Here is a 19,900-nt window from a genome sequence, read left to right on the forward strand (position 1 = left end):
GCACTCAAAGGTAAGAAAGGAAAAGACTGTCCAGCAACCGCGACCATCCGGAGACCATCACGAACAACAGCAGTTTGAGCGGCAGGGAAATGGTCATGGGCGAGACCATTTGCATACCCAGCGCCAAGAGTAGGTTGGACACAATCAAATCGATGACGATGAACGGAATGTAGATCAGGAATCCGATCTCGAACCCCGCCTGCAACTGCGACAGCACGAAGGAGGGGATTAACAGGATCAGGTCTTCGCGTTCGGTGCTTTGCGCCATTTCGGGGGGCCACATGCGCGCGCTGTTTTCGTGCATGTGGGTCAACACATCCGGATCGATGTTGCGTTTCATAAACGCGCGCAGCGGCTCTATGGCCACAAGGCCTGTCTGTTGAAGCGTCTGAACATTGCTCATGTCCAAGGGCGCATTCTTGAGGTTTTCGGCGACCTGGTACCCCACGGGGGCCATGATAAACAGCGTAGCGGCCAGCGCTATTCCATTGATCGCCATGCTTGGAGGCACCTGCTGAACGCCGATGGCGTTGCGGGTGATCATCAGCACAATAACGATCTTCAAGAACGCCGTGCAGATGATCAACAGCATCGGCAGTAATGACAACGCGCCGAAAAATAACGCCAGAACAACGGGGTCAACGCTCTGGAATATCATCGGGAAAACACCACACGCGACAATTGCAAGCCGAGTCGCCCATCCACTTCCACCAACTGCCCCTGGCCAATGGGCCGCTCACCGTAATACAGGCCGGCCATGCCCGGGGCATACCCGGTAATGCCCAGCACCGCACCGGGAGCAAGATTGCGCAGTTCGCCCAGGGTCAGGCTCAGGACACCACAGCGCACCGTCAACGCCATACTCAATTCATCAAAGGGCTCCCGGCCGAAGACATCCTCCACCGGTTCATCAAGTTCAGGCCCCGGGTATTCTTCTATTACAAATTCTTCGTCCATCGACGCTTCCTCTATCGCAATAAGGTTCAGGCACAACGGACCGGACTCATCGTCAATACGCCCTTGCAGACGATGACGTCCTATATTCAAGTGGCCGTGGCCCTGTACATCGAAAAAGGCCTGTTCAAGCATCAGCACGTCACCGGCACGAACACCGCGCAATTGCGCACTGGCCAAGTTCAAGCGGCCCACGGTTACGGCGACTGCCAATGGAAACGATGCGGGTAATGGGCCGGCCGTTGACCGCCAAGGGCCGGCCGCACACACCGCCAGGAAGCTCTCTGGAGTCAGCCACCAGTAACCTGCGACTTTGGAGGGCCCCAGCATCACGGTGAAACGGCAACCAAATCCCAACTTTTCAGGGCCTGGCAGCAAGCGCAGATAACCGAACAACGCCGACACCTGCGGGCTGAGGTGATGCTGGAACAATTCCCAGAACCAGGACTTCGGGTCGTTACCCGTCTCTGCCAGGGTTACCGGGCATTCGCCCATCAGGCTGAACATTGCCTCAGGTTCCGAGAACGCCAGTACACCGAGGGCACTCTCGAAAAACAAAGGCTTTCCCCGTCCGGGCGCGCGGCCAGGCTCGAGCACAAAAGCGCCCTGCTGGTCGCCAACCTGAAACGGCATGCGTAACCCACGCCCCAATCGATGCAACGCCGCAACCCTTCCCCCCTCAACCAATGGCGGTGCAAAAATGGAGGTAATCATGCGGGGCCCACGTTTTTGATATGGAGATCCACGGGCTGCCCCAACGCCTCAACCAGCTTGTCCTGATAGCGTTTTTGCACCGTGCCGAGCCATTGCGCCGCGCCCTGTTCTTCGGCGTGCAGCTCGATGTGCCAAGCGCCCGGCTGGCGCTCGACACTGGCGTTGATTCGCCCCAGCCGTGGCAGGTAAAGCACCGCCTGCAACGGCCATTGCGGGACGCCTTGAACGCGCAGTGCCAACTGCGTAGTCAATGCCTCGATCATTAATTTATCGGCCGCCGCACTCTGCGCCGGCATGCGGGAAGCGTAACCGCCATGACCATCATCTTTGGCAAACAGTTGGGCGAACATGTGCACATGGAGCCAGGGCACCACGCCCTCAACCCTTTTCTCACGGTCTTCGCTCGGCTCGCGTACACGGGGCCGGTTAGACCTGCTCAGAGGTAATCGTTTCATGGCTCTCCTGTACCAATAACTGGTTTAACTCCACGAGTTTTTCGACCTCGCGCAAGCATCGGGTCGCCTGCTTCTGCATACTGTCGATGTGCACCACTTGCTGCTCCTGCTGCCCGTGTAACTCACGTAACTGCGCCTCTTCGCGGTGCGTACTGGCGGATAACGAGCGCTCCTGGTTACTCCACGACTTGAGTTCCTGAAACGACAGCACTTGCCCCTGATGTTTGCTCAATAGTTGCGCGGCCTCCTGGGCCTCCTGCAGGCGTGTTTGCTCAAGGACCTGCTGCGCCTGCTCGACTTGCAACTGCAGCGCCCGTTGATGCCTTTTAGCCTCACCCAAGGCGCGCTCGGCACGGTCTGCCCGATGTTTGCGCAGGCGCCTGAGGGTTTCCAACTCAGAAAGGAACATCGCCAGTCAGCTCCGTCAGTTGATCGAGGGTCGCCTCCATGGGGGAAGGCTCACGCAGGTCCTGGCGCAAAAAGTCATCCACCGCCGACCGGCTTTCTACTGCCAAGTCCGTCAGGGCGTCGTTGCCCGCCTGGTACTCGCCCAGCTTGAGCATCAGTTCGATCTGCTGGTACGCCGACAACAGGCGGCGCAGCCCGGTACCCGCCTGGATATGCTCAGGCGTGGCGACGTTGCTCAAAATCCGCGAAAGGCTGGCCAGCACATCAACCGCCGGGTAGTGACCGCGCTCCGCCAGCTTGCGGGACAAAACAATATGGCCATCGAGCAACGAGCGAACCTCGTCCGCCACCGGATCGCTCATGGAATCCTGCTCGATCAGTACCGTGTAGATCGCGGTGATAACGCCGTCGCGGGTCAACCCGGCGCGCTCCACCAGACGCGGCAACAAGCTGTACACCGAGGGCGGTAAACCACCGCGGCCCAAGGGCTCACCGGCCGCCAGGCCGATTTCCCGCTGGGCGCGGGCAAAACGCGTCAAGGAGTCAATCAGCAGCAGCACACGTTTGCCCTTGCGTCGATAGCCTTCAGCCAACGCGGTGGCGGTGAACGCTGCACGGGCACGCTCCATGCTTGAACGGTCGGACGTGGCGCACACCAGCACGGCTTTGGCCCGCAACTGATCGTCCAGTTCATGATCGAGAAACTCCCGCAGCTCCCGACCACGCTCGCCGATCAGGCCAAACACGATCACATCGCACTCGACGTTACGGGCAATCTCCGCCAGCAAGGTGGTCTTGCCACAGCCGGCACCGGCAAACAGGCCCACACGCTGGCCTTCGCCGAGCGTCAGCAAACCATCGATCGAGCGCACGCCGGTGGCCAAGGCTCGATTGATCCTCGGTCGCTCGGTCGGCAACGGCGCCTCACACAACACCATGCTTGCATCCGGGCCGTCGGCCTCGACGAACGCACTGGGGCCAACGCCGGTAATCGGCCGACCGAAACCATCGAGCACCTGGCCCAACAGCTCATCACTGACCCGTACCTGATGCGACACACCCAGGCGCTCCACGCTGGCACCCACGCGTATGCCTTCAAGATTGCCCAGGGCACTGAGTACGGCATCCTGCTGATCGAAACCGATGATCTCGGCGAGCATGTACTCGTCGGCAGACTTTTCAACCTGGCATAAGTCACCGATACGCGCGTCGGGCAATCGGCACTGCAACAGCATGCCGTTGACGCGCTGGACCCGGCCGCGCATGGTCACCGGCATCAGGTTGGCCAGCGACTGGGCCTGGCGCTCTCGCCAGGCATCCAGACGCGTTTGCAGTTCCTCGCTCACCAGCGCACCTCAAAACGCTGTGCGCCGTCGAAGACCACCTTGCTGTTGTCGATCAGCACCAGACGCAAACCGTCCACTTCATCACCGACAAACAACCGGCTGCCCTCTTCCAGCACGACATGGCCGTTCGGCCCGCCAACAATCTGCACAATCTTGAACGGCAGTGTCCCGTCGCGTACACGCACGCGGCTGATCACCGGGACCGCGCTGTCAAACAGCTCACCAAAACGGTTGAGCATGCGCGATACCAACTCCACATCGTCCTGGGAAACCTCGCCGCTGAGCGCGACTTGGCCATTGATCACTTGCAAGCTGACCCGTTTGCTCAACTCACGCTCACTGAGCATCTTCAACAGCTGCTGGCGCACTTCAAACGGTGAGGCCAGTTCGTGTTTTACCACCGCGGGAGGCATCAACGAGGCCTGGGCCTGACGCTCCCCCGTGGACGCCAACCCCACCACTACGAGGACTATCGCAACCACCAGCACTGCGCTGATCAGACGTTTTTGCTGCGCTTGCGAGATGGATGATAATTGCAGTACTCGCGGCGCTTGCGTGGGCCGCGACGGTGACGCAGGGGCGGGCGCTTCAGGCCATGGTTGATCCGCCAAGGTGACACACAGCCGGATAGCCCCCACTGAAAACGGCAGGTTCAGCACCAGACTCGCGATCTGTGCCAGCACTTGCCCCTCATGGTCGTGCAGCAGCCCGGCCTCGGCCTGCACCGACCAGTTTGAGCCGATCAGTCGCAACCGCGCGTGCTGCTCGGCGATCCCCGGATCATTGAGCATCAGGTCAGCGTCGGGGTGCGCGCCAATGCTCCACTGCTCACCAAAAAGCGGCAACGCGGCGCCCTGGCGCAAGCCATTGAGTACCCGCAACTCAAACATTATCGAGCCCTCCCGTGCGTTGCAGCCAGCTGCAGATTCATGCCACCGCACCGCGCATCAGCTCATCCTGAGCCAGGTCAAAACGCCCAAGCACTTTCACCTTCGAAGCGCTCCCCAACTCGGCAAAGGACAGCACCGGCACATGGTTGAACTCTTCCAGGAGCAGGGTGCGCAGTGGGCTACGCAGGTCTTGCGCCACCAACATCACACTTTTGCTCTTGGGACGTGCGGTAAAGGCCTGGTTAAGAAGGTTGATCAACGCGGCGCTGTTTTCGTTGTCGAGCGCAAAAAACACCCCGGTCTGAGTCTGGCGCAGCGCCTCGCGCAAAATGTTCTCGGTGCGCGGCGAGAGCAGCCAGGCATGCAGGCCGTCCTCCTCGCTGTACTGATGGAAGATCTGTGCCTTGAGGGCAATGCGCGCATAGTCAGCTAACGCATCAGGCTCACGCTCATGCTGGCCGTACTCGATCAGCGACTCGACAATCAGCCGCACGGCACGCAACGGCACCCCTTCACTGGCCAGGCGTTGCAACACCGCCGAAAACCGCGAGAGCGGCATGATGCGTTGCAACTCCTGCACCAATTCCGGCTGGTTGTGTTCAAGCCAACTGAGGATCGACTTACTCTCCTGGATACCCAGGAACTGCGGCCCGCTGAGCATCATCGCCTGCCTCATGCGTTCGATGATCAAACTCGTCGCGGTAAAGCGCTCCAACTGCGGGTCATCCAGCAGCGGATCATCAGGAGCCAACCAGACCCAATCCTGCTCATCACGCTCGGCAAGCCCCGGTATAGCGTGCTCAGGTACGACTGTCAGTGCCTTGCGATCCACGGCCACATGGTTAACGACCGAGGCCTTGACCATCGGCACTTCATGTACGCAAAAACGCATTTCATCATTGGCCAGCGAGTCATCGAGTTCGACTTCAAACGGCGGCAGTGTCAGACCAATATTGGCGACCAACGTGTTTCGAGCCAGGCGAATCCCGTGAATAAGATCCGTAACCTCAGGGGTGCCTCGCAGGCTCGGGGGAAACTGCAGCAAGTAAGGCCGCGACGGATCGAACCCGCGCAAGTCTTCATCACCGTTCTGTTCGGGGCGTACGGCGTCGACGGCTTCATCGGCGGGCGCCTCTGCGCGTTGACGCTGGCGCATCAAGTAATAACCCAGGCCGCCAGTTGCCATGGAAATCAGGATAAACACCAGGGTGGGCATGCCGGGCACTATCGCAAACGCGAGCATCCCCACCGACGCGATCATCCAGCTCTTGGGTTCGCTGGTCATTTGGCGGGCGATTTCGGCGCCCATGTTACTGATGCCCTTGCGCCCGTCCGGCGCCACACGGGTGATAATCATGCCCGCCGTCAGGGAGATCAGCAGCGCAGGAATCTGTGCAATCAGGCCATCGCCGATGGTCAGTACCGAATACAGCTGGATCGACTCGCCAGCGCTCAAGTTATGTTGAAACATGCCCGTGGTGAAACCACCCAACAGGTTGACCACGACGATAATCAAACCGGCGACGGCGTCGCCTTTGACGAACTTCATGGCCCCGTCCATGGCGCCGAACAATTGGCTCTCGCGGGATAACTGCTCACGCTTGTCCCGCGCTTGTGTGCCGTCGATCAGGCCGGCACGCAGGTCACTGTCGATAGACATCTGTTTACCCGGCATCGCGTCCAGGCTGAACCGCGCCGCAACCTCGGCGACCCGTTCCGAGCCCTTGGTGATGACCAGGAAGTTGACCAGGGTCAGGATCAAAAAGATCACCATGCCCACCGCCAGGTTGCCACCCACCACGAAATTACCGAAAGCCTCAACGATGTCGCCAGCGTCCTGCTCCAACAGAATCAGGCGCGTGGTGGCGATCGACAGCGCCAGACGAAACATGGTGGTCAGCAGCAGAATCGAAGGAAACGATGAAAACGCCAAAGGCCCCGGCAAATACAGCGCCAGCACAATCAACAGGCACGAGATGCAAATGTTGATCGCAATCAGGATGTCCACGAGCCAGGTCGGCAGCGGCACGATAAAGATAAACACGATGCCCAGGACCACCACCGCGCCCAGCACTTCGGCACGCTGTGCCACTTTGAGCAAGACGCGGTTGATGGCCGAGAGTGCATTCACGCAGACGCCCCCAAGTCACCGGAAAACTTTCCAGGGCCTTGCTCGCCGCGGCGCAGTTCGTCCAACACCGCCAAAAAGCTACCCAACGCCTTATCGCGTACCCGGCTGTCAGACCACAAGTCCAAAGGCAAATCGCGAGTCATAGGGTAAAGCGCGTTGAGGAGTACCACTTGTCGGGTACTCGTGCCATTCCCCAGATCCTGCCCAAACCGCAGGATTTCAGCCTCATCGATACCGCTGTCGGCATACCCCAGCTGGCGCTGCAAAAGGCTCACGGCGTCATGGTTCAGGCCCAGGCGCTCGATCAACGCCTGGCCAGCGGCCAATACTGTGCCCAGCTTCCCGCAGCTTTGCAGAGCCAGCAACAAGGTGCGCAACCGCGGCGTGGACGTTGATGACACCAGCGTCGCGATGTCGTCAGCCAAGGCTTTGCGCATGCTGCCGAGCCTGGCGGAAAACGTATCGCCACCATATACACCCAGCAGGGCCTGCATCATCGTAGCCAGAGACTGGCGCGTGGCCACACTGGAGTAATAAAGCGCGCGCAGCGCTTGGCGTTCCTGCGCATCACCTCCGGCCTGCGTCAACGCCGTGGCGAACTTAAGGCCCGCCTGGATTTCCCCTTTGAAGCCGACCGTCAGCGCGGCGATGGCATCCCGCGCCAAGGCCGCGTCAGACGGGCGTGCGTCATTGGCCGCCTGGTTTTCCAGATGCTTGAGCACCACGAACGCACGTGCGGGGTCGCCCTCGGCAAGCTGCAGCAGCTTGTCGACACTGGAGTGCTGCTGCAATTGCTGCCTGAACCGCAGGGAAATAGCCGCCAACGACTCCTGAGCCGGATGGCCCAATTGGTCATAAAGTTGTGCAAGCTGCTCGACGGGGGGAACGCGTATCGGCGCCAACCGCAGATTCCGGTTATTGGCGATCAAGTCCTGGTCGAATAGCGGGGCAAGCTCATCGACCTTCCCTGAAGCGGGCGTGGAGACAGGCGCAGTGGAATGTTGATCCAGGCGCTGGGTAGAGGGCGCATCTTTGGGGGATTCGACTTTCATAAGCATGCCAAGAAGGGAAGAGTGTGTCCCTATGTGGCGAGGCCTGCCGATACGGTTCCATCAAAACTCGACTTTAGACACACTTGCAAAGACCCGCACAAACCATCGGCGCCTTTTGCAAATTACGGCGTAAAAAATAATGAATTCAATATATTTATTTATATAAATCAATAGGTTGAGAAGATTTTTCCATTGGCATAGCCAGTGCAAAGGGGTTCGCATCGAAAACATTTCGATAGCGTCTACCCTGAGGAAAAAATCATGAATATCCCTATTGAAGCTTTAGCGCACCTGGTTGGCAGCTCGCCTCAATTCATGCATCACCTGACGGACGATCAACAAAAAAAACTTCGGCGCTTCATTCACAAGCGCGTACTCAACCCCGAAGATGCCGACGACATTCTGCAACTGACGTACCTGGAGGCGTGGCGCAACAGGGAGCGTTTCAGCGGCCAGGCAAGCCTCAGTACCTGGATGTGCGGCATTGCGCAGAACCTGGTCCGCAATCATTTCCGACGCCTGTATGCCAAGCCGGTGCATTGCGAATTCGATGAATCGCTGTGGCATGGCCAAGAGGAAAACAACAATCTGGATTGGGAGTTCGAGATCAACCGCCGACTGGAAAAAACCCTGACGGCGATCGACCACCTGCCAGTAGAAATGCGCAAGACGCTGTACGCCTCGCTGGAGACTGACGGTAGCTACCAGGACACGGCCGACGTATTGGACATCCCGATCGGCACCGTTCGCTCACGCTTGTCACGCGCGCGTGAACACCTGAAGCGTGTCACGCACACCCCGTCGCAACCGTAAGGCCCTTTAAAGGGTAATCGTTGGGCGGCAGGGATATCTGCCCAACCGAATTACGCTTTTCATACGCAGCAGCTGAATCGCCGCCACTCGCTCGATACTCTGCTCTGTACACGCTAACGGCTAACACCAATCCACTGTGGGAGCTGGCTTGCCTGCGATTGCAGTGGGTCAGCCGATGATGAGGCTGAATATGCCGCCGTCATCGCAGCCAAGCCAGCTCTCACAGGGATTTGCGTGGCGTCCTGAGTAGGAGAAACCCCCACGCCACTCGTCGCCCGAACCGGCATTTTCGGTTAAACGGTTGAAAGCGTAGATAAAAATTGAAAATAAACGCTTGACGCATTCCCGTTCTACGCGAATAATGCGCGCCACTTGGCTACATAGCTCAGTTGGTTAGAGCATAGCATTCATAATGCTGGGGTCCGGGGTTCAAGTCCCTGTGTAGCCACCAAGTACTAAAAACGGCTTACCGAAAGGTAGGCCGTTTTTTTATGCCTGCAGAAAAGTGCTCAGGCATACTCGCAGCGGCCCACACACCACAACGCTGCTTTGAGTGCCATCCATGAGCTTCGACGTATTCGCCATCATCCTGCTCGGCGCTGCTCTGCACGCCACTTGGAATGCCGTGGTCAAAGGTGGCGCCGACAAGCTGTTGACCACCTGCATGATCGCCGCCGTCGCCTCGTTGATCGCGTTGGCCGCCACCCCGTTTCTGGCGTTGCCGGCAAAAGAGAGCTGGCCGTTCATCGGTGCCTCGGTGATTCTCCAAGTGCTGTATTTCGTGCTGGTGGCCTCGACTTATCGGCTTGCTGACATGAGCCAGACCTACCCGATCATGCGCGGCACCGCGCCGCTGCTGGTGGCGACGGTGAGTGTGCTTGTGTTGTCCGAGTCATTGTCGACGTTCGCCTGGCTCGGCATTGCGGTGATTTCTCTGGGCATCTTGAGCATTGCCATAGCCCCATCAACAGGGCCGCGCAAAGGCTTGGCCCTGGCATTGATCAACGCAGGAGTGATCGCGGGTTATACCCTTATCGATGGCCTGGGCGTGCGCAAGTCCGGCGCGCCGGTGGCTTACACGCTGTGGATCTTCCTGCTGACCGGCATTCCACTTGCAGCGTGGGCTATAGCAGCCCGGCGCAGGGTGTTCGTTGATTATGTAGCCGGTAACTGGCACCTGGGCATCGTCGGCGGCGTGGGCACGATAGCCTCCTATGGCCTGGCGCTTTGGGCCATGACCGCCGCCCCCATCGCTACCGTTTCAGCCTTGCGCGAAACCTCGATTTTGTTCGGCGTGGTGATCTCGGCATGGGTGCTGAAAGAACACCTCACGCGGGTGCGCATCATTGCCGCGTGTGTCATTGCTGCCGGGGCGATGCTGCTGCGCCTGGGCTGAGCAGGCCTTGGTGTTCGCGCGCAAAAAAACTGCGTATCTGTATTTTGACGCCTCCCCGAGCCACTGTTAGTGTCCAGCCTCCCCTACACGGAGTGCCCCGGATGAAATTGGATATCTACCAAGTCGACGCTTTCAGCCAACAGCCTTTCGGCGGCAACCCGGCTGCCGTCTGCCCGCTCACCGAGTGGCTGCCAGACGAACAACTGCAAAATATCGCCGCTGAAAACAACCTCTCCGAAACCGCCTATTTCGTGCCCCGTGGCGATTTTTATGAGTTGCGCTGGTTCACCCCCGAAGTCGAAGTGGACCTGTGCGGCCATGCCACGCTGGCCGCGGCGTGGGTGTTGATCCACCAGCTGGCGGATGCGCCTGAAGTGTTGCGTTTTGCCACCCGCAGCGGCGAACTTCGCGTGACGCGCAATGGCGACGAACTGGCGATGGATTTTCCGGCCAAACAGCCCCAGCCCTGCGAGCCGCCAAGTGGCCTGTTGAACGCATTGGGGATTGAACATGCCGAGGTGTTTGCCGCTGATGACTACATTGTATTGGTAGACGACGAAGCTCAGATCGCCGCGCTGACGCCGGACTTCGCACGCCTCAAGGGCTTGCCCAAACGCGGGATTGCGGTGACGGCCAAAAGCACCCGGTTTGATTTTGTTTCGCGCTGGTTCGGCCCCAACGTGGGCGTCAATGAAGACCCGGTCACCGGCTCCGCCCACACTTCGCTGGCACCGTTCTGGGCCGAGCGTTTGGGCAAGTCAATATTGACCGCCGAACAGGGTGGCAAGCGCCGTGGGCAACTGCGTTGTGAACTGAAGGGCGACCGCGTGATCATCTCGGGCCATGCGGTGCTCTACCTGCAAGGCGTGATTTACCTGTAAAAAAGCAGTACCCCAAGGACAACAGATCATTCTCAAAATGAACGGAGTTCAGCGCGTGTTTTCGATTTCCCGCCGTCAACTGTCGGTGATTGCCGCAGCCCTCGCCCTGGCCGGCTGTCACGCCCCCGTCACGGAACAACCGCCAGCGCCAGAGTTGGGGTCGGGTTATCGCACCGACCTCAGCACCCGCCACGCCGAGCGCCATATGGCCGCCGCCGCCAACCCGCTGGCCGCCGAAGCCGGGCGCGAAATGCTGCGCCAGGGCGGCTCGGCCATTGACGCGGCGATTGCCATGCAGGCCGTGCTGACCCTGGTGGAGCCGCAGTCTTCCGGCATCGGCGGCGGCGCGTTCATCATGCTCTGGGATGGCAAAAACGTGCACGCGTATGACGGCCGCGAAACCGCACCGGCCGGGGCGACTGAACGCTTGTTCCTTAAAGCCGACGGCACGCCGATGGCGTTTCCCGAAGCGCAGATTGGCGGGCGTTCGGTGGGCACGCCGGGCGTCTTGCGGGCGTTGGAAATGGCGCACAAGAAGACCGGCCACCTGCAATGGGCCAAGTTGTTTGAACCGGCGATTCGTTTGTCGGAGCAAGGCTTTGCGATTTCCCCACGCCTGCACGCGCTGATTGCTGCCGACCGGTACATCGCGCAATCACCCGACATGGCCGCCTATTTTCTGAATGCCGACGGCACGCCTAAAGCCACCGGCACCCTGTTGAAAAACCCGGCGCTGGCCGCCGTGTTCAAGCGCATCGCCAAGGAAGGGCCGGACGCGTTGTACCAAGGGCCGATTGCCGATGAGATCGCACGCAAGGTCCAGGGCAACCGCAATGCGGGCAGCCTGTCCCAGGCCGACCTCAAGGGCTACACCGCCAAGGAACGCACGCCGCTGTGCACTGACTACAAGCAATACCAACTATGTGGCATGCCACCGCCGTCGTCGGGCGGGATTGCCGTCGCACAGATCCTGGGCACGTTGCAGGCCCTGGAAACCCGCGACTCGCGCCTGGCCATCGCGCCAATGAAGCCGGTAAAAAGCACCTCACCCGCTGGCCTTGAGCCCACACCGCAAGCCGTGCACCTGCTCGCTGAAGCCGGTCGGCTGGCGTTCGCCGACCGCGCGCTGTACGTGGCCGACGCCGACTTCGTGCCAGTGCCGACTGCCGGCCTTGTCGCCCCGGACTACCTGGCCAAGCGCGCCGCGCTGATCGGTGAGCGCAGCATGGGCATTGCCAAACCGGGCACACCTGCGGGGATCCAGGTAGCGTACGCTCCGGACCGCTCGCCATTGCGCATTTCCACCTCGCAAGTGGTGGCGGTGGATGACCTGGGCGGCGCCGTGTCGATGACGACCACGGTGGAAGCGGCGTTCGGTTCGCACGTGATGGTTCAGGGCTTTTTGCTGAACAATCAGATGACCGACTTCTCGTTCATCCCTGAAGAAAACGGCCAACCGGTGGCCAACCGCGTCGAGCCCGGCAAACGCCCACGCTCGGCCATGGCGCCGACGCTGGTGTTCGACCGCAAGAGCGGCGAGTTGCTGGCAACCGTGGGTTCACCGGGCGGTTCGCAGATCATCGAATACGTGAGCAAATCCTTGGTGGCAATGCTTGATTGGAACCTCGACCCGCAAGCGGCCATCAGCCTGCCCAACTTTGGTAGCCGCAACGGTGCTACCGAGCTGGAAGCCGGCTTGTTCAGCCCCGCAGTGAAGCAAGCGCTGAGGGACAAGGGCCACGCGTTAAGCGAGATTGATATGACCAGCGGCATCCAGGCCATCGTTCGCACGCAAGATGCCCAAGGCAAGGTGTCACTGAGCGGAGGCGCCGACCCTCGGCGTGAAGGCGAAGCGGTCGGCGATTGAGTTTATTGAGCGGAGAGCGTCCCTTGCAGCAGGCAAACAATCTCGGCGCCCTCCCCGGCGTCGACCATGGTTTTTGTTCGATCAATGACCCGTTGCGACCGGACGAGGTGTTCATCTGCAAGCAGGTGCACAGTGCCACGCTGATCAAGTGGCAGGCGGATCAGGTGACCAATACCGTTGAGGCGGATGGTGTGTTTACGGGCGAGCATCAGCCCATCGCGGTGATTACCGCCGATTGCCTGCCCATGCTTATCGCCGCAAAAAACGGCGAAATGGTTGCCGCAGTGCACGGCGGCTGGAAGGGGCTGCAAGCCGGGATTATCGCCAATGCCGTGCAGCAATTTGCCGCCCAGGGCATCGCCGTGGACCAGTTGCACGTCGCTATCGGGCCGTCGATCAAACCCTGTTGTTACGAGGTAAGCGAGAGCTTTATTGCGCAGTTTCAGGCGGACCAGAGGCACTTGTGGCACCTCGAACAACCGGCCCCTCAACTGTCACCGCAGATTGCGCCGCCCCATGCAAGACAGACGGGAAGCGCGTGGTTTGATTTGAGTGGTTACGGGGTGATGCTGCTGCAAGCGGCGGGGCTGGGCCGTGAGCAGATCGAAGTCAGTGAGGTGTGCACGTATTGCACCTCACCGACCTTTGCCAGCTACCGCAGACGGACACATAACCCTGCGGAGCCGAAGACGCTGATCTATTCGTGGATTGCTCGAAAAACCTAAAGAAGCCCCTCCACTCTTTGACGAGCGGGCTTGTCGTGGCGAGCGGGCTTGCCCCGCGTTGGGCTGCGAAGCAGCCCCAAAACAATCACCGCGTCCTTCCTGACAGCCCCCGTCAAACCGACTGGGGGCGCTTCGCGCCCCAACGGGAGCAAGCTCCCTCGCCACAGGGTTCGCCCTCACACCTGCTAACTTCAGCGACTGATCTTCAAGCCCTTGCGCCCCGCATGCCGCTCCAGCGCCAGCTCAATCAACCGGCTGACCAACTCGCTGTAACTCATCCCCGCCGCCTGCCAGAGCTTGGGGTACATGCTGATGCGGGTGAAGCCAGGCAGTGAATTGATTTCATTGATCAGCACTTCACCGTCGTCGGTGAGGAACACGTCGACGCGCGCCAACCCGGCACAGCCCAACACCTCGAACGCTTGGATGGCGAGGTGGCGAATGCGCTCGCTGGCCTCGACGCTGATATCGGCCGGCACCACCACTTGGGCGGCCTGGTCATCGATGTATTTGCTGTCGTAGGAATAGAAGCCGCTGCCGACGACGATCTCGCCACAACCGCTGGCGATGGGGTTGTCGTTGCCCAACACGGCACATTCAATTTCGCGCCCTTGCACGGCGGATTCCACCAGCACCTTTTCATCAAAACCCAAGGCCAGTTCGACGGCGGCATGGTACTCGGCCTCGTTGCCGACTTTACTCACGCCCACCGAGGAACCCTGGTTGGCGGGTTTGACGAACATCGGCAAGCCCAGCGTGTTCACTGCCGTGGCAAAAGAGGTGCGCGCCGCATTGCGACGGTTCAGGGTGATGAACGGGGTGACGGCAATACCGGCATCGCGCAGCAGGCGTTTGCTGATGTCCTTGTCCATGCACACGGCCGAGCCGAGTACGTCGGAGCCGACGAAAGGCAAGTCAGCCATACGCAGCAGCCCCTGCAGGCAGCCGTCTTCACCGAGAGTGCCGTGGACAATAGGGAAGATCACATCGATGTGTTGCAGCAGGCCCTGACCCGAGGTTTCCACTACTTGCTGGCTGGCCTTGCCCGGCACCACCGCCAATTCGCGGTTGGATTGGTTGAGGGCGATCAGGGCCGGGTTTTCCTGGTTGATCAGGAAGTTCGAGGTGTCGTTGAGGTGCCAGTGGCCGGCCTTGTCGATGCCGATCAGCACGGGCTCGAAACGCGAACGGTCAAGTGCGTCGACGATATTGCGCGCCGATTGCAGCGAGACTTCGTGCTCGGCCGAACGGCCACCAAAAATAATACCTACCCGCACCTTGCTCATGACTCGGCCTCACTGTTGAAAGTAAGGCTTCTTACCATGAGCGGTCAGCGATTCGCCACCAGATGTGCACCGAACAACAGGTAGCAACCACCGGCAAACCGGTCGAGCCACTTGCGTGAACGGCTGTAAAGGTTGGCCATGCGCTCGCTGGAAAACACCAGGGCTACGCTGGTGTACCAGCTGAATGACAAGGTGGCCATGGTGATGACCGCCAGGGCCAACAACGTTGGCGACGGCGAAGGCGGCATGGTCGAGGCGAAGGCCGTAGCGACGAACAGCGCGGCCTTGGGGTTGGACAGGTTGCCCAGCAAACCGAAGCGCCAGGCGGAGAACAGCGAGCGCCGGGGTTCGTCTGGCAACATCGCCTGGTTGCTGGCAGGGGCCGAACGCTTGAACAGTTTCAGCCCCAAATAGATCAGGTAGCAGCCGCCGATGATCTTGAATGCCAGGTAGAGCATGGGCGCAGCGGTGAACAGCGACTTGATGCCCAGACCACCCGCCAGCCCCCAAATAATCGTGCCGCAGGCCACGCCGGCCGAGGCCACCACGCCATGTCGGCGCGAACAACTCGCCGCCAGCTGCGCCGTGTTGAAAAAGTTGGGGCCCGGCGTCACCACCGCGACGGTCCAAAGCAGCCCCAGCGACAACAACGGCGCGACATACGGCAGTTCGGAGAAGAGCATGGGGCGATCCCTTTTGGTAAATGGTTAAACCTATTCGGCCGCAGGCTCAGGCGTGTGCACCAACAAGTCGCCAGGCTGGCAGTCCAGGTAGGTGCAAATCGCATCCAACGTGCCCAGCCGTATGCCCTTGACCTTGCCTTGTTTGAGCAACGACAGGTTCTGTTCGGTAATCCCGATGGCGGCCGCCAGGTCTTTGGATTTGACCTTGCGCCGGGCAAGCATAACGTCGAGTTCAATCACAATGGGCATTTCGATCTCAAACAAAAGTGCGGTTTTCAGAATCCACTTCACTGGCCTGCCACAGGATACGCGCGATTACCGCGATACAGGCAGCGAGAAACAGCGCGACAAAACTTGGCGGGGTCAGGCTCAACGTGATCAATCGCTGGCCGACCGGCTCGTTCATTGTGACCCAGACACTGAGCAGCGGCTCGCATAAAAAGTCCAGCAAGACCCACAACGCCACCGCTCGCCCCACCTTGCCCAAGTGCTGCGCCGCCGCACTGGAGAAATACTCACCACGGGCGTAATTGCGGAACAGTTGACGCAGATGGTTCAAGCCGAAAGCCAACGCCATCAGAGGGATACTGGAAAGCACAATGCCACCCAAAATCTGCCACCAGGGAAACAGCGCCACTTGCGCGGTACGCTCTTGGATCAGGCGGTCACTCAAGGCAAAACCAAAGCCCAGGCCTTCGGTGGAAGAACTCAATACCGGGTACAGCCATACAGCGGTGTTGAGCACCAGCATAACGACAATCAGCAAGAGCGTAAGCAGCGACATGCGCTGGCTGAGTTGAGCCAAACGTTGGGTGTTCATAAGCAACCTCAGTAAGTGAATGAGGACGCAAAATAATAGATAAATTATCGTAAAACAATCATTTTTTAATGCTAAGTGGTATTTATCTTGAAGCCAGCCCCCCTCCAACGCGTGCACAATCGTACAAGACCCCGGCAGACAACCCGCGCCAGACTGGGTTAACGTGTTTCCACCACTACTTGTGACAAGTCACCATGGGCCAACCCACTTCCACCCTCGATTGGCTGCACCGCGCCCCGCACGCCAGCGGCCTGGACCGTATCGAAGCGTACTTTGCGGGCTTTGCGTTCGACCCGCATCGCCACGACACCTACGCCATCGGGCGCACGCTGTTTGGCGTGCAGAGTTACCACTACCGCGGCTGCATGACTCACAGCCTGCCCGGCACGACCATGGTGATTCACCCGGACGAATCCCACGACGGCCGCGCCAGCAGTGTTGAGGGCTTCAAGTACCGCATGATTTATGTGGAGCCGGCGCTGATCCAGCAGATTCTCGGCGGCAGGCCGTTGCCGTTTATCCACAACGGCCTGTCGACGGACCCACGCCTGTTTCGCGCCAGCGAAGTATTGCTGCAAAACCTGGACTGCCCGGTTGACCCGATGCAGGAGCAGGACGCGCTGTACGACCTGGCGCAGGCGTTGAGCGCTGCGTCGGGGGTGATCATCAGCCGTAAATCCTTCGATTATGTCGCCGCCGAACGCGCCCGGGAATTTATCCACAGTGCCTTGGGCCGCAGCATTACCCTGGATGAAATGGCCGACCATTGCGGTCGTGATCGCTGGGCGTTGTCGCGGGATTTCCGGTTGCTGTTTGGCACCAGCCCCTATCGTTACCTGACCATGCGGCGGCTGGATTTGGTGCGCGGTTTGCTCGCCCAAGGCCAATCGCTGGTCGATGCGGCGCTGACTGCCGGTTTCACCGACCAGAGCCATATGACCCGGCAATTTCGCAGCACCTACGGCATGCCGCCGTCGCGTTGGGTGAAGATGCTTGGACGCTGAAATACCTGACTTGAAATACGATCAAAATGTGGGAGCGGGCTTGCTCGCGAAGGCGCAGTGTCAGTCGACTTATAAGTGACTGATCCACCGCCTTCGCGAGCAAGCCCGCTCCCACATTGGCTCTATGTTGTTTCCAATATCACATTCGGCTCGGGCGCTTGTGCTTTGAGCCGCAACGCCAACACCGCACCCAGCAAGGCAATCGCCGCGCTCCACCACAACGCCAGTTCAATCCCGCCGGCATTCGCCACCGACACCAGCACCGCCAGGCCCAATGCGCCGCCGATTTGCTGGCTGGTCGACGCCATGCCCGCCGCCACGCCCTGCTCGCCCGGCCGAATCCCCAGCCCGGCCGCCACCCACATCGCCGTCCAGGTCATGCCCTGGCCAATGCTCAAGATGAAGATGCCCGGCAGCAACGACCAGAACCCCACACCCGTCGGCAGCGCCCAGCACACCAGCGCAATCCCCACCGCGCCCGCCAGTTGGCCGCTGACCAAGGTGTTACGCAACCCCAACTTGAGCAGCGAGCGTTCCGCCAGCCAGATGCCGAAGGTGCATACCAGGGTCGCCGGCAAAAACGCCAGCCCGGCCTGCAACACGCTGTAGCCATAGACCTGTTGGTAATACAGCGCCAGGAAGTAGTACTGCACGCCAAAGCTGCTCATGAACACCGCCGTCAGCACCATGGCCATGCGCAACTCGCGGTAGGCGAACAGGCGCAGCGGCATCAGCGGATCGCGACCGCGATGTTCGATCCAGGCGAACAACCCGAGCAGCAACACCGCCAGGGCGATGCAACCCAGTGTCGACGGCGCCGCCCAGCCCCACTCCGGGCCTTGCACCAGCGAGAACACCAGCAAGGTGCCACCGACCGTCACGGTCAAGGCGCCGCTGATATCGAATTTGCGCCCGCGCACTCGTTCGCTATCAGCAGGAATCCAGTAACGCGCTGCCCAGGCGCAACCGCCCGCCAGCGGCACGTTCACCAGGAACACCGCCTCCCAGCCCCACACCTGCGTCAGCACACCGCCGAGCAATGCGCCCAACGCCAAGCCCGCTGCCGACGCCGCACTCCACACCGCAAACGCCCGGTTACGCGCAGGCCCTTCGGCATAGTGGGTGTTGATCAACGCCAACGTGGCCGGGAACAACATCGCTCCACCCACGCCTTGTACCGCTCGCGCCAGCACCAGCAACATCGCGCTGCCGCCGAGCACCGCGGCCAGGGACGCCAGCGCATACAGCGACTGGCCCACCCGATACAACCGGCGCTTGCCGAGCAAATCCGTGGCCCGCCCGCCCAGCAACAGGAAGCCGCCAAAGGCCACACTGTAGGCGCTGACCACCCACTGCAACTGCTGGGCGGAAAAATCCAGATGCGTGCCGATTTGCGGCAACGCAACAAACACAATGGTTGCATCCAGGGCGATGATCAGTTGCGCGGTGGCCAGCAGTAAGAGCATCCAGCCGGAAGGTCGAGAGGAAGACATCACAGCGTCCTGCCTGAAAAATGAGAGGCGGCCAGTGTCTTTCATGCGCAACAGATGATAAATAGCGCTATCACTCTTTCAGTAATGACTTTAATCATGGATCTGAACGCTGTTCGACTGCTGGTCCGCGTGGCCGAAACTCGCAGCTTCACCCGCGCCGCCGGTGACTTGGGGCTGACGCAGTCCGGGCTGTCGCGCGCCATCTCGCGCCTGGAAAACGAGCTGGGCGTGCGCCTGCTGCAACGCAATACCCGCAGCGTCAGCCTCACGCCCGACGGGCAGATGCTCTATGAGCGCAGCGCGCCGTTGTTGGCGGAATTGGCCGAAACCGAAAAACTGATGCTCGACCGCCGCAGCACTCCGTCCGGCCTGTTGAAGATCAGCACGCCGTCGCTGTTCGGGCGCAAGGTGGTGATGCCGGTGATCGGCGAATTGACCTTGCGCTACCCCGACTTGCGTATCGAAGCGGTGATGACCGACCGCCTGGTGGATATCGTCGACGAAGGCTTCGACGCGCTGTTGCGCACCGGCGAAATCCAGGACCAACGCTTGATCGCCCGTGCCCTGCCGCCATTGCGCTGGGTCACGGTGGCTTCCCCGGCCTACCTGGCGCGTTTCGGCACGCCGCACAGTATCGATGAACTCAAGGACCACAACTGCCTTACCGTGCGCAATTTGCGCAGCGGGCGCATGGTGGATTGGCAGTTCATGATTGATGGCAACGTGCAGGACGTCAGCGTCGAAGGGCGGCTGATTTTTGATATTGGCGATGCGCTGGTAGACGGCGCGGTGGGGGGATTCGGCATCGCCCAAGTGATGGATTTTGCCGTGCGCGATGACTTGGCTGCGGGCCGATTGGTGCCGCTGCTGGAGGACGTTGCAGGGCGCAGTCGGGCGATTTCGCTGGTCTATCCGCCGTCCCGACAATATTCGCCGAAGCTGATGGCGTTTGCCGAAGCGCTGGCAAACGCACGCTGGTAAA

At 60.3% G+C, this 19,900-nt stretch carries 20 protein-coding genes and 1 tRNA gene; 8 read left to right on the forward strand and 13 right to left on the reverse strand.

The features are described from left to right. Positions 1 to 4 precede the first annotated feature (4 nt). From sctR to HX783_RS08645, 8 genes are read right to left on the reverse strand one after another with little or no spacing between them, the layout of a single operon-like run. Positions 5 to 658 (reverse strand): type III secretion system export apparatus subunit SctR, encoded by a 654-nt coding sequence (sctR, locus tag HX783_RS08610; RefSeq protein WP_177016598.1) that lies wholly within the window; start codon positions 656 to 658, stop codon positions 5 to 7. After that, positions 655 to 1,668, reverse strand: coding sequence for a FliM/FliN family flagellar motor switch protein (locus HX783_RS08615; RefSeq protein ID WP_177016599.1), 1,014 nt, complete (start codon positions 1,666 to 1,668; stop codon positions 655 to 657). Before HX783_RS08615 ends, sctR begins: the two co-directional genes overlap by 4 nt. Continuing rightward, the gene (locus tag HX783_RS08620) at positions 1,665 to 2,123 is read right to left on the reverse strand and encodes a type III secretion system HrpP C-terminal domain-containing protein (protein ID WP_177016600.1); all 459 of its coding nucleotides are present in this window, start codon (positions 2,121 to 2,123) and stop codon (positions 1,665 to 1,667) included. The genes HX783_RS08615 and HX783_RS08620 overlap by 4 nt, the downstream gene beginning before the upstream one ends. Next, positions 2,095 to 2,532, reverse strand: coding sequence for a YscO family type III secretion system apparatus protein (locus HX783_RS08625; protein ID WP_177016601.1), 438 nt, complete (start codon positions 2,530 to 2,532; stop codon positions 2,095 to 2,097). Before HX783_RS08625 ends, HX783_RS08620 begins: the two co-directional genes overlap by 29 nt. Then, positions 2,519 to 3,877: a FliI/YscN family ATPase gene (locus tag HX783_RS08630; protein WP_177016602.1), complete on the reverse strand. Its 1,359-nt coding sequence runs from the start codon at positions 3,875 to 3,877 to the stop codon at positions 2,519 to 2,521. The genes HX783_RS08625 and HX783_RS08630 overlap by 14 nt, the downstream gene beginning before the upstream one ends. Beyond that, the gene (locus HX783_RS08635) at positions 3,874 to 4,767 is read right to left on the reverse strand and encodes an FHA domain-containing protein (RefSeq protein WP_177016603.1); all 894 of its coding nucleotides are present in this window, start codon (positions 4,765 to 4,767) and stop codon (positions 3,874 to 3,876) included. Before HX783_RS08635 ends, HX783_RS08630 begins: the two co-directional genes overlap by 4 nt. A 37-nt stretch (positions 4,768 to 4,804) precedes the next feature. Then, on the reverse strand, positions 4,805 to 6,898 hold the full coding sequence (gene sctV, locus HX783_RS08640; RefSeq protein WP_177016604.1) for a type III secretion system export apparatus subunit SctV: 2,094 nt from the start codon (positions 6,896 to 6,898) through the stop codon (positions 4,805 to 4,807). Then, positions 6,895 to 7,950: a TyeA family type III secretion system gatekeeper subunit gene (locus tag HX783_RS08645; protein WP_177016605.1), complete on the reverse strand. Its 1,056-nt coding sequence runs from the start codon at positions 7,948 to 7,950 to the stop codon at positions 6,895 to 6,897. Before HX783_RS08645 ends, sctV begins: the two co-directional genes overlap by 4 nt. Before the next feature lie 261 nt (positions 7,951 to 8,211). On the opposite strand from HX783_RS08645, the gene HX783_RS08650 reads away from it, so the two are divergent. From HX783_RS08650 to pgeF, 6 genes are all read left to right on the forward strand, one after another. Beyond that, positions 8,212 to 8,763, forward strand: coding sequence for an RNA polymerase sigma factor (locus HX783_RS08650; RefSeq protein ID WP_159954057.1), 552 nt, complete (start codon positions 8,212 to 8,214; stop codon positions 8,761 to 8,763). A 374-nt stretch (positions 8,764 to 9,137) separates the two neighbouring features. Further along, positions 9,138 to 9,214 (forward strand) — tRNA-Met (locus HX783_RS08655). A gap of 111 nt (positions 9,215 to 9,325) precedes the next feature. Next, the gene (locus tag HX783_RS08660) at positions 9,326 to 10,159 is read left to right on the forward strand and encodes an EamA family transporter (RefSeq protein WP_177016606.1); all 834 of its coding nucleotides are present in this window, start codon (positions 9,326 to 9,328) and stop codon (positions 10,157 to 10,159) included. Positions 10,160 to 10,260: 101 nt separating this feature from the next. Then, positions 10,261 to 11,040, forward strand: coding sequence for a PhzF family phenazine biosynthesis protein (locus tag HX783_RS08665; protein WP_177016607.1), 780 nt, complete (start codon positions 10,261 to 10,263; stop codon positions 11,038 to 11,040). 37 nt (positions 11,041 to 11,077) lie between these two features. Continuing rightward, positions 11,078 to 12,907 carry a gamma-glutamyltransferase gene (gene ggt, locus HX783_RS08670; RefSeq protein ID WP_177016608.1) on the forward strand — a complete coding sequence of 610 codons (1,830 nt, stop codon included), beginning with the start codon at positions 11,078 to 11,080 and terminating at the stop codon, positions 12,905 to 12,907. Between the two features lie 23 nt (positions 12,908 to 12,930). Continuing rightward, positions 12,931 to 13,632, forward strand: a complete 702-nt coding sequence (pgeF, locus tag HX783_RS08675) for a peptidoglycan editing factor PgeF (RefSeq protein ID WP_177016609.1) — start codon at positions 12,931 to 12,933, stop codon at positions 13,630 to 13,632. Between the two features lie 191 nt (positions 13,633 to 13,823). Here the strand turns inward: pgeF and ddlA are convergent, their stop codons facing one another. From ddlA to HX783_RS08695, 4 genes are read right to left on the reverse strand one after another with little or no spacing between them, the layout of a single operon-like run. Further along, on the reverse strand, positions 13,824 to 14,918 hold the full coding sequence (gene ddlA, locus HX783_RS08680; protein ID WP_177016610.1) for a D-alanine--D-alanine ligase: 1,095 nt from the start codon (positions 14,916 to 14,918) through the stop codon (positions 13,824 to 13,826). A gap of 44 nt (positions 14,919 to 14,962) precedes the next feature. After that, positions 14,963 to 15,601, reverse strand: a complete 639-nt coding sequence (locus HX783_RS08685) for a LysE family transporter (RefSeq protein ID WP_177016611.1) — start codon at positions 15,599 to 15,601, stop codon at positions 14,963 to 14,965. A 30-nt stretch (positions 15,602 to 15,631) separates the two neighbouring features. Further along, entirely contained in the window at positions 15,632 to 15,850 is a 219-nt protein-coding gene (locus HX783_RS08690) for a helix-turn-helix transcriptional regulator (RefSeq protein WP_083360283.1), read from the reverse strand. Between the two features lie 7 nt (positions 15,851 to 15,857). After that, a complete protein-coding gene (locus HX783_RS08695; protein ID WP_177016612.1) occupies positions 15,858 to 16,421 on the reverse strand; it encodes a DUF2975 domain-containing protein in 564 nt (187 codons plus the stop codon). A gap of 194 nt (positions 16,422 to 16,615) precedes the next feature. Here HX783_RS08695 and HX783_RS08700 point away from each other — a divergent pair, with 194 nt between their 5' ends. Continuing rightward, entirely contained in the window at positions 16,616 to 17,425 is an 810-nt protein-coding gene (locus HX783_RS08700) for an AraC family transcriptional regulator (RefSeq protein ID WP_177016613.1), read from the forward strand. Between the two features lie 122 nt (positions 17,426 to 17,547). Here HX783_RS08700 and HX783_RS08705 read toward each other — a convergent pair whose 3' ends face one another. After that, positions 17,548 to 18,891, reverse strand: coding sequence for an MFS transporter (locus HX783_RS08705; protein WP_371317667.1), 1,344 nt, complete (start codon positions 18,889 to 18,891; stop codon positions 17,548 to 17,550). A 123-nt stretch (positions 18,892 to 19,014) separates the two neighbouring features. On the opposite strand from HX783_RS08705, the gene HX783_RS08710 reads away from it, so the two are divergent. Next, positions 19,015 to 19,899, forward strand: coding sequence for a LysR family transcriptional regulator (locus HX783_RS08710; protein ID WP_177016615.1), 885 nt, complete (start codon positions 19,015 to 19,017; stop codon positions 19,897 to 19,899). Position 19,900: the final 1 nt, after the last annotated feature.

Source organism: Pseudomonas sp. D2002 (assembly GCF_013385735.1).
GTDB lineage: Bacteria > Pseudomonadota > Gammaproteobacteria > Pseudomonadales > Pseudomonadaceae > Aquipseudomonas.

Bases quoted from the DNA above. Each gene is read 5' to 3' on its own strand.
- sctR (WP_177016598.1), bottom strand. From the start codon at position 658: ATGATATTCCAGAGCGTTGACCCCGTTGTTCTGGCGTTATTTTTCGGC.
- HX783_RS08615 (WP_177016599.1), bottom strand. From the start codon at position 1,668: ATGATTACCTCCATTTTTGCACCGCCATTGGTTGAGGGGGGAAGGGTT.
- HX783_RS08620 (WP_177016600.1), bottom strand. From the start codon at position 2,123: ATGAAACGATTACCTCTGAGCAGGTCTAACCGGCCCCGTGTACGCGAG.
- HX783_RS08625 (WP_177016601.1), bottom strand. From the start codon at position 2,532: ATGTTCCTTTCTGAGTTGGAAACCCTCAGGCGCCTGCGCAAACATCGG.
- HX783_RS08635 (WP_177016603.1), bottom strand. From the start codon at position 4,767: ATGTTTGAGTTGCGGGTACTCAATGGCTTGCGCCAGGGCGCCGCGTTG.
- HX783_RS08645 (WP_177016605.1), bottom strand. From the start codon at position 7,950: ATGAAAGTCGAATCCCCCAAAGATGCGCCCTCTACCCAGCGCCTGGAT.
- HX783_RS08650 (WP_159954057.1), top strand. From the start codon at position 8,212: ATGAATATCCCTATTGAAGCTTTAGCGCACCTGGTTGGCAGCTCGCCT.
- HX783_RS08660 (WP_177016606.1), top strand. From the start codon at position 9,326: ATGAGCTTCGACGTATTCGCCATCATCCTGCTCGGCGCTGCTCTGCAC.
- HX783_RS08665 (WP_177016607.1), top strand. From the start codon at position 10,261: ATGAAATTGGATATCTACCAAGTCGACGCTTTCAGCCAACAGCCTTTC.
- ggt (WP_177016608.1), top strand. From the start codon at position 11,078: ATGAACGGAGTTCAGCGCGTGTTTTCGATTTCCCGCCGTCAACTGTCG.
- ddlA (WP_177016610.1), bottom strand. From the start codon at position 14,918: ATGAGCAAGGTGCGGGTAGGTATTATTTTTGGTGGCCGTTCGGCCGAG.
- HX783_RS08685 (WP_177016611.1), bottom strand. From the start codon at position 15,601: ATGCTCTTCTCCGAACTGCCGTATGTCGCGCCGTTGTTGTCGCTGGGG.
- HX783_RS08690 (WP_083360283.1), bottom strand. From the start codon at position 15,850: ATGCCCATTGTGATTGAACTCGACGTTATGCTTGCCCGGCGCAAGGTC.
- HX783_RS08695 (WP_177016612.1), bottom strand. From the start codon at position 16,421: ATGAACACCCAACGTTTGGCTCAACTCAGCCAGCGCATGTCGCTGCTT.
- HX783_RS08700 (WP_177016613.1), top strand. From the start codon at position 16,616: ATGGGCCAACCCACTTCCACCCTCGATTGGCTGCACCGCGCCCCGCAC.
- HX783_RS08705 (WP_371317667.1), bottom strand. From the start codon at position 18,891: ATGCTCTTACTGCTGGCCACCGCGCAACTGATCATCGCCCTGGATGCA.
- HX783_RS08710 (WP_177016615.1), top strand. From the start codon at position 19,015: ATGGATCTGAACGCTGTTCGACTGCTGGTCCGCGTGGCCGAAACTCGC.